Origin of the sequence: Pantoea sp. 1.19, from assembly GCF_001922585.1 — a bacterium.
Lineage (GTDB): Bacteria > Pseudomonadota > Gammaproteobacteria > Enterobacterales > Enterobacteriaceae > 1-19.
In genome coordinates this window covers 168,011-183,496 of record NZ_MRBS01000006.1, presented here as the reverse complement: position 1 = coordinate 183,496, position 15,486 = coordinate 168,011, and the positions used below count along the sequence as shown (strand labels likewise).

Below are 15,486 nucleotides of genomic sequence, written 5' to 3'. Positions count from 1 at the left end.
CGTGCCTTAAGGAGGCTAGCTGGCGAGCAGGTTACTGTTCGTTTTCATCCGTGTAGCGTTTGGCTTTATAAGCCGGATGCTTCAGGTTCTCCACGGAGAAAATATCGTCCAGTTCCGCTTCGGTCAGCAGGCCGCGCTCCAGCACCACTTCGCGTACGCTTTTACCGGTTTCCGCACAAATTTTGCCGACAATGTCACCGTTGTGATGACCAATGTACGGGTTAAGATAGGTCACGATACCGATGGAGTTGAACACGTAGGCTTCGCAAACGGCCTTGTTCGCGGTGATGCCATTGACACATTTTTCCAGCAGATTGTAACAGGCGTTGGTCAGAATGTGGATGGATTCAAACAGCGCCTGGCCGATCACCGGCTCCATCACGTTCAGCTGCAGCTGGCCAGCCTCTGATGCCATGGTAACGGTCAAATCGTTGCCGATCACTTTGAAGCAGACCTGATTGACTACCTCCGGTACCACCGGGTTCACTTTGGCTGGCATGATCGACGAGCCGGCCTGCAGTTCTGGCAGGTTAATTTCGTTCAGGCCGGCGCGCGGGCCGGAGGAGAGCAGGCGCAGATCGTTACAAATTTTCGACAGCTTGACCGCCAGGCGCTTCAGCGCACTGTGTACCATCACGTAAGCGCCGCAGTCCGAGGTGGCTTCAATCAGATCCTCCGCCGGCACAACCGGCAGATTGCTCACTTCCGCCAGCTTCTGCACCGCCAGCTGCTGGTAGCCGTCCGGGGTGTTCAGACGCGTGCCGATCGCCGTGGCGCCGAGGTTGACTTCCAGCAGCAGCTCTGCGGTGCGGGTGATGTTTTTGATTTCTTCGTTCAGCAGCACATTGAAGGCGTGGAACTCCTGGCCCAGGGTCATCGGTACCGCGTCCTGCAGCTGAGTACGGCCCATCTTCAGAATGTTGTCAAAGGCTTCTGCCTTACGCTGAAAGCCTTCTCCCAGCTGGCTGATGCCGTCGAGCAGCTTCAGCGTCGAGCTGTATACGGCGAGGCGAAAACCGGTGGGATAGGCATCGTTGGTGGACTGGCATTTATTCACATGATCGTTAGGATTGAGGAACTGATACTCCCCTTTCTGGTGTCCCATCAGTTCCAGACCGATGTTAGCCAGCACCTCGTTGGTATTCATGTTGACCGACGTGCCTGCGCCGCCCTGATAGACGTCCACCGGGAACTGATCCATGCATTTACCGTTATTCAGCACCTCATCACAGGCCTGAATGATGGCGTTAGCAACATTGCGGGGAATGGTTTGCAGCTCTTTGTTGGCCATTGCCGCCGCTTTTTTTACCATCACCATGCCGCGCACAAACTCAGGGATATCGCTGATTTTGCTGTTGCTGATGTAGAAATTCTCAATCGCACGCAGAGTATGAACACCGTAGTAAGCGTCCGCAGGGACTTCACGCATGCCTAACAGGTCTTCTTCGATACGAATGTTGTTTGCCATGGGAACCTTCTTGTTATTGCGATTATGCCATCACATCATTATGCCGTATTTGCGCGCCTCGTGAGCGGGTTGACGGCCCGGATGGTGCGCGAATATTTGCGGTCAGCAAATGGTGATTATGTTGTCGTGGAGTGCCAGTGCCGACATTTTAACCAGCATCAGTCTGGCGAGCGTGATCATATGCTGTTATGCCAGAAAAGCCTCTAGCCAGATCACTATCCTGACAATTCACGAGGCCACTCCGTTAACAAAATGTGATCATCTTCGCAAAATTAAGGGTAATCGATTTATTCCCGGTGCGCGGTTGAAAAAGTGACAAAACGCGCCCATAACTGCATTTCAGAGTAAACTGACCCATTTATGCCGTGGTATACGCACGACGGCAACTGAAGAGGAGAGTGCGGTGCGCTGGTTACCGTTTGCAATCATGTTTGTCCTGGCCTGGATTGAGATTTCCCTGTTTATCCAGGTTGCGCACGTGCTGGGAGTATTGGTCACGCTGATTCTGGTGATCCTCAGCTCGGCGGTGGGGATTTCGCTGGTGAAAAACCAGGGAATCAAAAATTTTATGCTGATGCAGGAAAAAATGGCGCGCGGTGAGAGCCCGGCTGCTGAAATGGTGAAGAGCGTATCGCTGGTGATGGCCGGCTTCCTGCTGCTGCTGCCCGGTTTCTTTACGGATTTCCTCGGGTTACTGCTGCTGTTGCCGCCGGTACAGAAGCGCCTGACGCTGAAGCTGCTGCCGCATCTGCGGGTGTGGCGCGGCGGCGCGGCGGGGGGCACGGCCAGCGGCGACGTGTTTGAGGGCGAATTCGAGCGTCGCGATAGCGAACGGCTGACGCAGCGCGACGACGCGGACGACCGCCGCGATCGCTAAGGCAACGCCGTTGCCGACGTCAGGGGCCGGATCTGTCCGGCCTTTTTTTTGCCTCTCGCCGGCAGCTGGCAACGGCCCAGAATATCCCCTTGTAGCACCTGAAGAAAAAAAAATTATTTTTTGCCCTTGAAAGCGATAGCTCCCGTCCTTATCTCTCTTCCCACAACGCCGGCGCGCACAGCGACCGGCTTTTACCCCAAACACTGATTGGACTTCTCAAAGGAGAGCTTTCACATGAATATTCGTCCATTGCACGACCGCGTTATCGTCAAGCGCAAAGAAGTTGAATCCAAATCCGCTGGCGGCATCGTTCTGACTGGCTCCGCGGCGGGCAAATCTACGCGTGGCGAAATCCTGGCCGTGGGTAAAGGCCGCATTCTGGAAAATGGCGAGGTGAAGCCGCTGGACGTGAAGGTCGGCGACATCGTTATTTTCAACGACGGTTACGGTGTGAAAGCCGAGAAGATCGACAATGAAGAAGTGTTGATCATGTCTGAAAGCGACATCCTGGCGATTGTTGAAGCGTAAGTTTCCCCCGTTCAACCTCATATCGAAACAAGTTAAGGGATAGCATAAAATGGCAGCAAAAGACGTAAAATTCGGTAACGACGCTCGTGTAAAAATGCTGCGCGGCGTCAACGTACTGGCAGACGCGGTGAAAGTCACCCTGGGCCCGAAAGGCCGCAACGTCGTACTGGACAAATCCTTCGGTGCGCCGACTATCACCAAAGACGGCGTCTCCGTTGCGCGTGAAATCGAGCTGGAAGACAAGTTCGAAAACATGGGCGCGCAGATGGTGAAAGAAGTGGCGTCCAAAGCGAACGATGCGGCAGGTGACGGCACGACCACCGCTACCGTACTGGCGCAGTCTATCGTCAACGAAGGCCTGAAAGCGGTTGCGGCGGGCATGAACCCGATGGATCTGAAGCGCGGCATCGACAAAGCGGTTATCGCAGCGGTGGAAGAGCTGAAAACGCTGTCGGTACCTTGCTCCGATTCCAAAGCGATTGCCCAGGTAGGTACCATCTCCGCCAACTCTGATGAGACTGTGGGTACCCTGATCGCGCAGGCGATGGAAAAAGTGGGTAAAGAAGGCGTCATCACCGTTGAAGAAGGCACTGGCCTGCAAGACGAGCTGGACGTGGTAGAAGGTATGCAGTTTGACCGCGGCTACCTTTCCCCGTATTTCATCAACAAGCAGGAAACCGGTGCGGTTGAGCTGGACAGCCCGTTCATCCTGCTGGCGGACAAAAAAATCTCCAACATTCGCGAACTGCTGCCGGTGCTGGAAGCGGTTGCTAAATCTGGCAAGCCGCTGCTGATCATCGCAGAAGATGTTGAAGGCGAAGCGCTGGCTACGCTGGTGGTGAACACCATGCGCGGTATCGTGAAAGTGGCCGCGGTGAAAGCGCCGGGCTTCGGCGACCGTCGTAAAGCAATGCTGCAGGACATCGCGATCCTGACCGGCGGTACCGTTATCTCTGAAGAGATCGGTATGGAGCTGGAAAAAGCGACCCTGGAAGACATGGGCCAGGCGAAGCGCGTAGTCATCAACAAAGACACCACTACCATCATCGATGGCGTGGGTGAAGAAGCCGCAATCTCTGGCCGCGTCACCCAGATCCGTCAGCAGATCGAAGAAGCGACCTCTGACTACGATCGTGAAAAACTGCAGGAGCGCGTGGCGAAACTGGCAGGCGGCGTGGCCGTACTGAAAGTGGGCGCTGCCACTGAAGTGGAAATGAAAGAGAAGAAAGCCCGCGTTGAAGACGCGCTGCACGCAACCCGCGCGGCCGTTGAAGAAGGCGTGGTTGCCGGCGGTGGCGTCGCGCTGGTGCGCGTGGCGGCAAAAATTGCCGATCTGAAGGGTCAGAACGAAGATCAGAACGTCGGTATCAAAGTTGCGCTGCGCGCAATGGAAGCCCCGCTGCGCCAGATCGTGTCTAACGCCGGTGAAGAGCCGTCCGTGGTCGCGAACCTGGTCAAAGCCGGCGAAGGTAACTACGGTTACAACGCGCAGACCGAAGAGTACGGCAACATGATCGACTTCGGCATCCTGGATCCGACTAAAGTGACCCGTTCTGCGCTGCAGTACGCGGCCTCCGTCGCTGGTCTGATGATCACCACCGAGTGCATGGTAACCGACCTGCCGAAAACCGACGCGCCTGATTTAGGTGCCGCCGGCGGTATGGGTGGCATGGGCGGTATGGGCGGCATGATGTAAGTCGCCGCGCGCCCCGCTTAACGGTGGGGCCAACGCCTGAACGCCCCGACAGCACCATGCTGTCGGGGCGTTTTCTTTTTGCGGCGTGGGAATTTTTCTTTTGCAGATGAAACAGGTATAAGTAACAGCAGACAAATAACGATAACGAGGACGAGCATGCGAATTTCACTAATGGGGCTTTCTCTGGCGACGCTGTTGCTGGCGGGCTGCAGCAGCCATCACACCTTAACCTCGGCGGGTCAGCGCGTCACTTTTACCGACCAAAAGCCGGCCGGCCAGTGCCAGCTGCTCGGTGAGGTGACCGGTTCGCAAAGCAACTGGTTTACCGGTGCGGGTGGGGAGGGCAGTTCACTGCGCGGAGCGGCCAATGACCTGCGCAATCGCGCGGCGGCGATGGGGGGCAATGTGATTTACGGTGCGGTCAGCCCAACGGAAAATATCTGGTCCAGCTTCGCCCCGCTGGACAGCAAGATGACCGGCCTGGTCTATCGCTGTCCCTGACCGTTGATCCTGGGCCCTGAGACTCACTGCTGTCGCAGCGCCAGGTCGAGGGGCGTCTTACTGGGTTCGCCCCCAATTTCCCGCGTCAGCGTGGGTACCAGATAACCGGAGACCTGACTCAGCAGCCCACGCATGATCTCCCGCGCCTCGGCGTCGGAAACGTAAAAGTGGGCGGCGCCCTGCACTTTGTCCAGTACGTGAAGGTAGTAGGGCAGAATACCGGCATCAAATAGCGCGTTACTCAGCGCCGCCAGCGTATCGGCACAATCGTTGATGCCGCGCAGCAGCACGCTCTGATTCAATAGCGTTACGCCGGCCCGCTTCAACTGGCCAAACGCCGCGATCAGTGCCCCGTCGATCTCCTGGGCGTGATTAATATGGCTGACCATGATCACCTGCAGGCGCGACTGCGCCAGCCGTTGGCACAGGCCGTCGGTGATCCGTGACGGAATCACCACCGGCAGTCGGCTGTGGATACGCAGCCGCTTCAGATGCGGGATCTGCTCCAGTTCGCTTATCAGCCAGTCCAGCTCGCTGTCTTTGGCCATCAGCGGATCACCGCCGGAAAAAATAATCTCATCCAGCTCAGGATGCGCAGCGATGTACGCCAGCGCGGTGCGCCAGTTGCGTTTATTGCCCTGGTTATCTTCGTAGGGAAAGTGGCGACGAAAACAGTAGCGGCAGTTGACCGCGCAGCCGCCCTTCACCAGCAGCAGGGCGCGGTTGCGATATTTGTGCAGCAGTCCGGGCACTGCGCTACTCTGTTCATCCAGCGGATCGGCGCTGTAGCCGGGCGTGGTGATAAACTCTTGCTGGTCGGTCAGCACCTGACGTAGCAGGGGATCGTGCGGGTTTCCCGGGGTCATCCGGGCGACAAAGGCGCGCGGTACGCGCAGGGCGAAAAGCCGGCGTGCGTCGCCGCCCGCGGCCAGTTCGGCATCGTGGTCGAGTGCTAAAATCTTTAGTAATTCAGCAGGATTGGTGATGACATCAGCAAGTTGCTGCAACCAATCTTCTCTGACAGGGGTATTTAGGGTTACAATGTTTGCCATTTTTTTGGCTAAGTACCAGTATTCAATTGTAGAGGGCCTTTATGGCAACGTATTCTAGCAACGATTTTCGCGGCGGTCTCAAAATCATGTTTGAAGGCGAACCTTACGCCATCGAATCCAGCGAGTTCGTCAAACCGGGTAAAGGACAGGCGTTTGCACGCGTAAAAATGCGTCGCCTGCTGACCGGCTCCCGCGTGGAAAAAACCTTTAAATCGACCGACTCTGCGGAAGGCGCGGACGTGGTAGATACCAACATGGACTACCTGTACAACGACGGAGAGTTCTTCCACTTTATGCACCCGGAAACCTACGAGCAGCACCAGGTGGAAGCGAAAGTGGTGGGTGATGACGCGAAATGGCTGCAGGACCAGGCGAAGTGTATCGTCACCCTGTGGGACGGCCGTCCTATCGCCATTCAGCCGCCGAACTTCATCGAGGCCGAAGTGATTGAAACCGATCCAGGCCTGAAGGGCGATACCGCCGGTACCGGCGGTAAGCCGGCAACCCTGAGCACCGGTGCGGTAGTCAAAGTGCCGCTGTTTGTACAGATTGGCGAAGTGATCCGCGTCGATACTCGCGACGGTGGCTCTTACGTTTCTCGCGTAAAATAAGCCGCTGCCTTCCGCCCGGAAGGCGCAGGCCCTCTCCCGATCGCGCCGTGCGCGATCGGGATGCCGTCACAGATTCCGACCCTGCCCCCGCTTTTTCTGCGCATCCCCGCGCGACTTGTTGAAAGCTGTCTATATTTAAAAGTGCTGTAGACATCCGGTACATCAACAAGGAAATGACTATGAATAAGAAGACCATTGCCGCGCTGCTCTCTGCCCTGGTACTTTCATCCCTGCTGTCTGCCTGTAACACTACGCGCGGCGTAGGCCAGGATGTGGAAGCGGGCGGCGAAGCCATCCAGCGCAGCGCCCAGTAACGGGATTAGCGGTACGGCCGCGTGCCGTACCGCTGATTACCTTAACCCGCCTGTTTCACCCAAATCAACGTATCCACCGGGAAATCCAGCTGTCGCGCCTTCTCCACCAGTGCCGCTTTGACCTTGTCATCCAGCTGTGGCGTGCGTGACAGAATCCACAAATAGTCGCGATTCGGGCCGCAGATCAGCGCATGCTGATAGTCATCATCCAGCGCGATGATGTTGTAGCCGCCGTAGAAAGGGCCAAAGAAAGAGACTTTAAGCGCCCCTTCATTCGGTTTACCGGTAAAGTAGGCTTTGCCCTCGCTTTCGCTCCATGTCTGTTTTTTAGGGTTGTAGCCGCGATTGATCACCTTAATACCGCCGTCGTCGCGCGGACTATAGGTGGCAGTCACCTGCTCCAGGCCCCGCTCAAACGGATGATTAAGCCGGGCGATTTCGTACCAGCGGCCGAGGTAGCGCTGGCTATCAAAATCCGAGATGACCTTCACCCCTTTGGGCGGCGTGGTCGAACAGGCCACGGTGAGCAAAGAGCCGGCAGCGGCGATCAATAATTTCCAGAATGTCATGTTAGTTTTCCTTTTCAGTGGCTTAGTCAGAGTATAGACACTTCGAGCCGGCCTGCGGATTTTCGGCGCCGCGCGGGCGACCGGATAGCCATTGTCTGGCTGGAAATGAACGGGTAGACTGCCTGCCCCTGTATGACTGCGGAGTATGAAACATGAGCGAATCGGCCAGTTGGCAACCCAGTGCCCCGATTGCCAATCTCTTAAAACGCGCGAAGATCCTGCGCGATATCCGGGCCTTTTTTGCCGATCGCGGCGTGCTGGAGGTGGAGACGCCGGCGATGAGCCAGGCGACGGTCACCGACGTTCATCTGTTTCCGTTTCAGACCCGCTTTGTCGGCCCGGGTGCGGCTCAGGGCATCGATCTCTATCTGATGACCAGCCCGGAATATCATATGAAGCGCCTGCTGGCGGCAGGAAGCGGCCCGATTTATCAAATGGGCCGCAGTTTTCGGAATGAAGAAGCGGGTCGGCACCACAATCCGGAATTCACCATGCTGGAGTGGTATCGCCCCCATTATGATATGTACCGACTGATGAACGAGGTCGACGATCTGCTGCAGCAGGTGCTCGACTGCGACAGTGCGGAGAGCCTCTCTTATCAACAGGCGTTTATTCGCCATCTTGACACCGATCCGCTGTCGGCCGATAAAACGCAGCTGCGCGAGCTGGCGGCAACCCTTGGCGTGGGCGATCTGGCTGACGCCGAAGACGATCGCGATACGCTGCTGCAGCTGCTGTTTATGCTGGGCGTAGAACCGAAAATTGGTCTTGAGCGACCGACGTTTATCTATCACTTCCCGGCCAGTCAGGCGGCGCTGGCGGAGATCAGCACCGAAGATCACCGCGTTGCGGAGCGCTTTGAGGTTTACTTTAAGGGCATTGAGCTGGCCAACGGCTTCCGCGAACTGACCGACGCCCGCGAGCAGCGCGGCCGCTTTGAGCAAGATAATCGCAAGCGCGCGGCGCGCGGCCTGCCGCAGCAGCCGGTCGATCACTATCTGCTGGCGGCGCTGGCACACGGGCTGCCAAACTGCTCCGGGGTCGCGCTGGGGGTTGATCGCCTGGTGATGCTGGCGCTGCAGGCAGAATCGCTCAGCGAGGTGATCGCTTTTCCGGTCGATCGCTGCTAATTAAATGCCCGGCGCGGTCGCGTGCAGCGACCGCGCCGGGCGCCACGCTTACAGACCGCCCGATTTGTACTGACGGGCGGCCGGCGTGCCGTTGCTGGCTGGAATTTTCCGGCCGACAGTCTCCATCCGAACCTGGAACGGCGGGAACGGCATCTCGAGCCCGTGCTCGTGGAACGCATTCAGGATCAGGCTGTGCAGCTCATGGCGCAGTGGCATCCGGTGCCCCATCTCTGCAGCGTAGATACGCAGTTCATACAGCTGGATCCCCTGCTGTAAATCAACCAGAAACACTTCCGGAATCGGGTTATCCAGCACCAGGCTGCAGCGGTTCGCCGCCGACAGCAGCAGCTGGGTCACCTGATCGCTATTGGCCTCGGCCGGTGCCGGAATAGTCAGCACCACGCGCGTCACCGAATCTGACAGCGACCAGTTGATAAACTGTTCGGTAATAAAGGCCTTGTTGGGCACGATAATCTCTTTCCGGTCCCAGTCGGTAATGGTGGTGGCCCGCGTATTGATGCGGGTAATGCTGCCGGTCAAATCGCGGATAGTCACCGTATCGCCGATGCGAATTGGCTTCTCAAACAGGATAATCAGACCAGAGATAAAGTTAGCGAAGATCTCCTGCAGACCAAAGCCGAGTCCGACACCCAGCGCCGCGACCAGCCACTGCAGTTTCGACCACTCAATGCCGATCAGTGAGAAGCCGGCCAGGCCGCCAATCAGCAACAGCAGGTATTTGGTCAGCGTGGTGATGGCGTAGCCGGTGCCGGGCGATAAGCTGAGGTGCTGCAACAGTCCAAGCTCCAGCATCGCCGGCATATTTCTGACCAGCTGAGCGGTAATGGCAAACACCAGAATCGCAATCAGCACCGCGCCCAGAGTAATGGGCTGCTGGCTCTCAATGCCCTGCACGTTGGTGGTGACATCCCACAGCTTAATGTTCTCCAGAAAACCAAACGCCGAATGGATCTCGGACCACAGGACAATCACTGAAACCAGCGCAATCAGGGTCAGCAGCGAGCGCACCAGCCGTAGCGATTGTGCACTGATCGCATCAAGGTCAATGACCGGCTCTTCAACGTCCTGACCGCCGTCGGCGGTAGCCGCCAGGGCGCTGCTCTCCTCCTCGCCGCGGGCGCGCTGAGCCAGAATTTCGGCGCGGCGGGTACGGGCGCGATCAAAGGCGATGCGTCGCCGCTGGATCAGCATCCAGCGGCGAATAATGTGATACACCACCAGCAGCAGGAACCAGATGGCCATTGAGGTTTCCAGACGGGCCAGAATCGCCTGCGCGGTAGCCAGATAACCGATCGCGGAGGCCAGCGCCGCCAGCAGCGGAATGCCGATCATCAGGTTCCAGAACACGTTATTTAGCAGGTTCTCACCGTTACCCTCTTTGTCGAGATGCAGCGGGATACCGGCGCGCTTCAGGCTCAGGGTCACCAGGCTCAGAGCGCCGCAAATCAGGATAAAGCACAGCCGACCGAGGGTGCTGGAAAACTGGCGATCGTCCAGGCTGTCGAAGGTAATCAGCAGCATAATCAGCGGGACAATCAGCCCGATTGACAGGCGATAGTAGCGCATGGCGCGGGACACGCGCGCCTGCGGCCAGCGAAAGTGGACCACAAACAGGCCCTGCGGCCGGGCAAACGACGCGCTGATCATAAAGGCCCACAGCACCGGCAGGGCGGCGGTGACGCCTTTACCGATCGCCACCGCAATCGGGTAGGGCCAGGCCTGCTGCAAGCCATATCCCAGTGCGCCCCAGAGTACCGGCAGCGGCAGGGCCACGAGGATCGACCAGAATACCGTGCGCATAGTCAGGCTGAACTGATCTTGGGTCACCTTACCAACCCGACTGGCGGCGCGGGCGAGGAAGGCATGATAGTGGCGACGTGAGCTGATGGCGAAGCCGACCAGCAGCAGCGCACCGATCACCGGCAAAATGGTGTCGCGGCTGGTAAACATCATCATCAGCGCTTTGCCCAGCTGGCCCAGGGTATCCAGCGACAGCAGGCGCTGTAAATCCTGCGCCACGTGCAGCGGATAGCTCAGGCCGATCGGATTGACGTCCGCGCTCCAGAACAGATAGCGGTGTGCAGCCTGTTTAATCTCGTTGAGCGCATCTTCCAGCTGGCCGTTAGCGACCTTCAGCTTGGTCACTTCCAGAATCAGATTATCGCTGCCGGAAATCAGCGATCCGAGCAGCTCGCGCTGAGTACGCAGCTGGGCATCCAGAATCCGCTTTTGTTCGCTGGTCAGCGGTTCGCCGTTGTCTTGTTTCAACTGGCGCAGCTGGGCCTGCTGATCCAGCCTATCTTCGTAGGAGAGACGCTGGACGCGCAGCTGAGCCATGTCGCTATCCAGCTGCTGCGACTTCGGCATTTCCGGCAGGCGTGCCACCTGCGCTCGCAGGGCTTCGCCAAGTACATTTGAGACGCCCAGCCACTGCGACTGCTCGCGAATAGTGCTCAGCGCCTGCCGAACCTGAATGGTGTTATTGGTGGCCTGGCGCTGCTGCGAAGCGATCAAATCCATCCGCTGCGCCTGCTGGTTCAACGCCGCGGACAGCTCGCGGTTGACGCGAAACTGCTCGGTAATTTTGGCCGGCAGATCTTCGCTGTTTTCCGCCAGCTGCTCGGTGCGCTCCAGTGCAACCTCGGCTTCGCGCTGCCGCAGCGTATTCAGCTGATTACGTAGCGCCTGCAGGTAGTTATCCAGCTGCTCAGCGCGTTTTTGATGCAGATCGGCACGCATGCGTGCCAGTTCCTGGCGGTTGTTGGCTGACAGCTGCTCCAGCTGCAGTTCATCCACCCGCGCCTTCAGAGCCGCGGACTCGCTCTGCCGGGCCCACACCTGCGCCTGAGTAAAGACGTTGGTTGGTGCCGGCATGGCCTGCAGCCGGCGATCCAGCTCACTCAGGGCGCGGCGGGTGTCGGTTTGCTGCTGCGGCAGCTGGCTGAGCGAGTCGCTGATCTCACGGCTGCGCTCCTGTTCCTGCTGTGCCTGCCGACTCTCTTCGATCTGCTGACTGCTAACCTGCAGGATCTCTTGATCCAGTTCGGCGCTGTTCATGGTGCTGCGCACGGTTTTACTGCTGTCGCTGACCGCGGTAATTTGCTGGCGCAGCTCCCGCGACAGGCGCGGAAAATCGTCGATTACCTGCTGGTACTGCTTCGCCCGCGCGAGAGACTCGTCGCGATCTTCCAGCGATTTCAGCGCCGTTTCCAGCGTTTGCACCGTGTCGGGTTGGTTCGGCGTTTTCGCCGATTTTGCCGACTCCAGTTCCTGCTTCAGCTGCGCGCTGTCGGGCACTGCAGCGGCCCACAGGGGCTGGCTCACACACCAGCAGATCAGTAACGTCAGTATCAGGCGCACGGCCAGTATCCTTACGCGTCGGGCGGGGTCACCGGCTCGCTCTGCGGCGACAGCCCCTGCGCCAGCGGCTGACCCAGGCGCGTTACCGAGCGGGTGGTAAGCGTGTTATTCAGGCGGATGCGATCGGCGGCGAACAGGTTGATCACCGTCGAGCCGAGCTTGAAGCGTCCCATCTCCTGACCTTTCAACAGCACCACCGCACCTTCGCTATCGGCGGCCGGCCACGTCCAGCGCTTGATCACCCCTTCGCGCGGCGGGGTAACGGTGCCGGCCCAGACGGTTTCGATGCTGCCAACAATCGTGGCCCCGACCAGAATCTGCACCATCGGGCCGAAATCGGTATCAAACAGGCAAATGACGCGCTCATTACGGGCAAACAGGTTGGGCACGTTGGCGGCAGTCAGCGGATTCACTGAATAGAGATCGCCCGGTACGTAGATCATCTCACGCAGAATACCGTTGCAGGGCATGTGGACGCGATGATAGTCGCGCGGTGCCAGGTAGGTCGTGACAAAGTGGCCATCACGGAACCGCTCCGCCATCTGTGCGTTACCGGCAAGCAGCGCCTCAAGCGAATAGCTGTGGCCCTTCGCCTGGAAAATCTGATCGCCGTTAATCGGCCCCAGCTGGCTGATGGCGCCGTCGGCCGGCTGGATAAGCTCATTGGCATCGGTCGCCATCGGGCGCGCGTCTTCGCGCAGCGGTCGGACGAAGAAATCATTAAAGGTGCGATAGCTGGCAGTGTCCGGTTTCTGCGCTTCGGACATATCCACTTTGTAGATCCAGACAAACAGGTCAATCACCGCCTTGGTCAGGCGACCCGCTCGCTTACTGGCACCCCAGCCGGCCAGCTCTGTCAGCCACTTTTGCGGCAGGACATGCTGCAGGGCAAGTTTAATTCGATCCAACACGGTAGCCTCCGGGCTCGTTAATCGTTGAAAAAAGGGGGCGAATTGTAACCACGACAAGGGTAAATGTCAGTCTTCATTGCCGGAAAAGGTTTTACGCGTTTTTACCTGCGCCATGCTGTCTAAAATGCGATGGTAGTTATCAAAGCGCGATTCATCGATTTTACCGTTTTCTACCGCTTCGCGCAGTGCACAGCCGGGATCATCCTCATGCTTGCAGTCGCGAAATTTGCAGTGGCCGAGGTAGTCGCGAAATTCGACAAATCCGCGGGTAATTTGTTCCGGCTCCAGGTGCCACAGGCCAAACTCGCGCACCCCGGGGGAGTCAATCACGCTGCCGCCGTGCGGGAAATGGTACAGGCGCGCGGCGGTCGTGGTGTGCTGGCCAAGTCCGGATACGTCCGAGACGTCATTGGTCAGGATCGCCTGCTCCAGGCCGAGCAGGGTATTCAACAGGCTCGACTTGCCAACGCCCGACTGACCGGCAAAAATGCTGGTGCGTCCGGTGAGGGCCGCTTCCAGCGGCTGGAGACCGGCGTGAGCATGACTGGATACCATCAGCACGCGATATCCAATGTCGCGGTAGATCGCCATCTGTTCGTCAACGAAGGCCAGGCCCTCCTCATCCAGCAGATCGACTTTGTTCAGCACCAGCAGCGGCTCAACGTCCAGCGTTTCGGCGGCAACGAGGTAGCGATCGATAATGTTCAGCGACAGCTCCGGCAGGATTGCGGAGACGATGACTATCTGATCGATATTGGCCGCGATCGGTTTCACTCCGTCGTAGTAGTCCGGGCGGGTCAGCACCGACTGGCGCTCATGTACCGCCTCGACAATGCCTTTTACCGTGGCGGTTCCCTCGGCACCTGGTCGCCAGACCACGCGGTCACCGGTGACCAGCGATGAGATGGTACGGCGAATGTTGCAGCGGTGCACCTCGCCGTCGGCGTATTCCACGTCAGCGTGCATGCCAAAGCGGCTGATCACCGTGCCGTCGCGAGGCTCCCCAAACAGGCTGTCATCGACTTCCACCCGGGGTTCACGCAGTCGGCGCTGATGGTTGGCTTTAACGCGACGCTGCTGGCCTTTCGACAGTTTGTTTTTGCTCACGCACCCTCTCTGAAATTGATTGATTTCGCCCGGACGGGCAAAACGTCTATGATACACCGATAAATGGGGATAACACAGGTAACGCAACGCATGAGTGAAAATGACAACCGCCTGATTTGGATCGATCTGGAGATGACGGGCCTCAATCCGGAGCAAGATCGGATCATTGAGATCGCGACGCTGGTCACCGATGCCGAGTTGAACATCCTGGCGGAAGGACCGGTACTGGCGGTGCATCAGTCTGATGCCCAGCTGGCGCTAATGGACGAGTGGAACGTGCGCACCCACACCCACAGCGGCCTGGTTGATCGGGTTAAAGCCAGTTCTTACAGCGAGCGTGCCGCCGAGCAGGAGACCCTTGCCTTTCTGCAGCAGTGGGTGCCGGCTAATGCTTCACCGATCTGCGGTAACAGCATCGGTCAGGATCGCCGCTTCCTGTTTAAATACATGCCGGAGCTGGAAGCCTACTTCCATTACCGCTATCTGGATGTCAGCACGCTGAAAGAGCTGGCGAAGCGCTGGAAACCCGATATTCTGCCCGGCTTTAAAAAGCAGGGGAGCCACAAGGCGCTGGACGACATTCGGGAATCGGTGGCCGAGCTGGCCTACTATCGCGAACACTTTCTGGCGCTGTAAACGGCCCACAGGGCAGGGAAGTTAGGACGCCGGCGGCTGCAGCCGGCTGAAAGCTGACGCTTTTTTCGGCCAGCTGACGCATAAATCAGCGGTTGAAAGAAAAATGCAAAAAAGTCGGGAAAGAGTCTTGCAGCCGCCTCTTTTTCTCGTATAATGCGCCTCCCGTACCGATGCAGTTTTCTTCGTCAGTACGTATTGCGGGAATAGCTCAGTTGGTAGAGCACGACCTTGCCAAGGTCGGGGTCGCGAGTTCGAGTCTCGTTTCCCGCTCCAAAATTTGTTTGACTGTACAGTGCCATTGATGCGGGAATAGCTCAGTTGGTAGAGCACGACCTTGCCAAGGTCGGGGTCGCGAGTTCGAGTCTCGTTTCCCGCTCCAATCTGGTTCACTGAACGGCACCTCCGATGCGGGAATAGCTCAGTTGGTAGAGCACGACCTTGCCAAGGTCGGGGTCGCGAGTTCGAGTCTCGTTTCCCGCTCCAAATTTTCTCCCTGATTCACCCTCTCTTTATCCACAGATGCTGGTCGCGATTATCCCGCTCTTCCGGCAGAATTTTCCCGTCCGTCAACAGACTTATCCACAGGCTTTCTGTCTGGCTTCCTGGCATTGCAGGCCAAGGTTAGTCGGGGTGTTTTTTATAACGTCATGATAATAAAATAAAAATAAAGATTAAGATTTGCTATCCAGATCCCTTGTACTTTCT

14 protein-coding genes and 3 tRNA genes are annotated in these 15,486 nt (G+C 57.9%); 11 read left to right on the top strand and 6 right to left on the bottom strand.

Annotation, left to right across the window (positions count from 1 at the left end):
- Positions 1-31 precede the first annotated feature (31 nt).
- On the bottom strand, positions 32-1,468 hold the full coding sequence (gene aspA / locus BS626_RS12715; protein ID WP_075182773.1) for an aspartate ammonia-lyase: 1,437 nt from the start codon (positions 1,466-1,468) through the stop codon (positions 32-34).
- A 403-nt stretch (positions 1,469-1,871) separates the two neighbouring features.
- Between aspA and BS626_RS12710 the strand changes: the two genes are divergently transcribed.
- The 4 genes from BS626_RS12710 (at position 1,872) to BS626_RS12695 (ending at position 5,070) form a co-directional block, all read left to right on the top strand.
- Positions 1,872-2,345 (top strand): FxsA family protein, encoded by a 474-nt coding sequence (locus tag BS626_RS12710; protein ID WP_170870463.1) that lies wholly within the window; start codon positions 1,872-1,874, stop codon positions 2,343-2,345.
- A gap of 234 nt (positions 2,346-2,579) precedes the next feature.
- A complete protein-coding gene (locus BS626_RS12705) occupies positions 2,580-2,873 on the top strand; it encodes a co-chaperone GroES (RefSeq protein ID WP_075182771.1) in 294 nt (97 codons plus the stop codon).
- 49 nt (positions 2,874-2,922) lie between these two features.
- The gene (gene groL / locus BS626_RS12700) at positions 2,923-4,569 is read left to right on the top strand and encodes a chaperonin GroEL (protein ID WP_075182770.1); all 1,647 of its coding nucleotides are present in this window, start codon (positions 2,923-2,925) and stop codon (positions 4,567-4,569) included.
- A 156-nt stretch (positions 4,570-4,725) separates the two neighbouring features.
- Positions 4,726-5,070, top strand: a complete 345-nt coding sequence (locus BS626_RS12695; protein WP_075182769.1) for a DUF4156 domain-containing protein — start codon at positions 4,726-4,728, stop codon at positions 5,068-5,070.
- 23 nt (positions 5,071-5,093) lie between these two features.
- Here BS626_RS12695 and epmB read toward each other — a convergent pair whose 3' ends face one another.
- Positions 5,094-6,122, bottom strand: coding sequence for an EF-P beta-lysylation protein EpmB (epmB, locus tag BS626_RS12690; protein ID WP_075182768.1), 1,029 nt, complete (start codon positions 6,120-6,122; stop codon positions 5,094-5,096).
- Positions 6,123-6,163: 41 nt separating this feature from the next.
- On the opposite strand from epmB, the gene efp reads away from it, so the two are divergent.
- Both efp and BS626_RS12680 read left to right on the top strand, forming a co-directional pair.
- Complete coding sequence (gene efp, locus BS626_RS12685; RefSeq protein WP_075182767.1) at positions 6,164-6,733, top strand: elongation factor P; 570 nt, start codon at positions 6,164-6,166, stop codon at positions 6,731-6,733.
- A 179-nt stretch (positions 6,734-6,912) separates the two neighbouring features.
- Positions 6,913-7,047, top strand: coding sequence for an entericidin A/B family lipoprotein (locus BS626_RS12680; protein WP_075182766.1), 135 nt, complete (start codon positions 6,913-6,915; stop codon positions 7,045-7,047).
- Between the two features lie 41 nt (positions 7,048-7,088).
- On the opposite strand, the gene BS626_RS12675 is transcribed toward BS626_RS12680, so the two are convergent.
- Positions 7,089-7,616 (bottom strand): lipocalin family protein, encoded by a 528-nt coding sequence (locus BS626_RS12675; RefSeq protein WP_075182765.1) that lies wholly within the window; start codon positions 7,614-7,616, stop codon positions 7,089-7,091.
- 152 nt (positions 7,617-7,768) lie between these two features.
- Here BS626_RS12675 and epmA point away from each other — a divergent pair, with 152 nt between their 5' ends.
- Positions 7,769-8,746: an elongation factor P--(R)-beta-lysine ligase gene (gene epmA, locus BS626_RS12670; RefSeq protein WP_075182764.1), complete on the top strand. Its 978-nt coding sequence runs from the start codon at positions 7,769-7,771 to the stop codon at positions 8,744-8,746.
- A gap of 48 nt (positions 8,747-8,794) precedes the next feature.
- On the opposite strand, the gene mscM is transcribed toward epmA, so the two are convergent.
- The 3 genes from mscM to rsgA all read right to left on the bottom strand — a co-directional run bounded on the left by mscM (position 8,795) and on the right by rsgA (position 14,145).
- Positions 8,795-12,127: a miniconductance mechanosensitive channel MscM gene (gene mscM, locus BS626_RS12665; RefSeq protein WP_075182763.1), complete on the bottom strand. Its 3,333-nt coding sequence runs from the start codon at positions 12,125-12,127 to the stop codon at positions 8,795-8,797.
- A gap of 11 nt (positions 12,128-12,138) precedes the next feature.
- On the bottom strand, positions 12,139-13,038 hold the full coding sequence (gene asd / locus BS626_RS12660) for an archaetidylserine decarboxylase (protein ID WP_075182762.1): 900 nt from the start codon (positions 13,036-13,038) through the stop codon (positions 12,139-12,141).
- 66 nt (positions 13,039-13,104) lie between these two features.
- Entirely contained in the window at positions 13,105-14,145 is a 1,041-nt protein-coding gene (gene rsgA / locus BS626_RS12655) for a small ribosomal subunit biogenesis GTPase RsgA (RefSeq protein WP_075182761.1), read from the bottom strand.
- Between the two features lie 90 nt (positions 14,146-14,235).
- Here rsgA and orn point away from each other — a divergent pair, with 90 nt between their 5' ends.
- The 4 genes from orn to BS626_RS12635 all read left to right on the top strand — a co-directional run bounded on the left by orn (position 14,236) and on the right by BS626_RS12635 (position 15,264).
- Positions 14,236-14,781 carry an oligoribonuclease gene (gene orn / locus BS626_RS12650; protein WP_075182760.1) on the top strand — a complete coding sequence of 182 codons (546 nt, stop codon included), beginning with the start codon at positions 14,236-14,238 and terminating at the stop codon, positions 14,779-14,781.
- A gap of 197 nt (positions 14,782-14,978) precedes the next feature.
- Positions 14,979-15,054: transfer RNA gene (locus BS626_RS12645), tRNA-Gly, on the top strand.
- Between the two features lie 30 nt (positions 15,055-15,084).
- Positions 15,085-15,160: transfer RNA gene (locus BS626_RS12640), tRNA-Gly, on the top strand.
- A gap of 28 nt (positions 15,161-15,188) precedes the next feature.
- Positions 15,189-15,264: transfer RNA gene (locus tag BS626_RS12635), tRNA-Gly, on the top strand.
- Positions 15,265-15,486 lie beyond the last annotated feature (222 nt).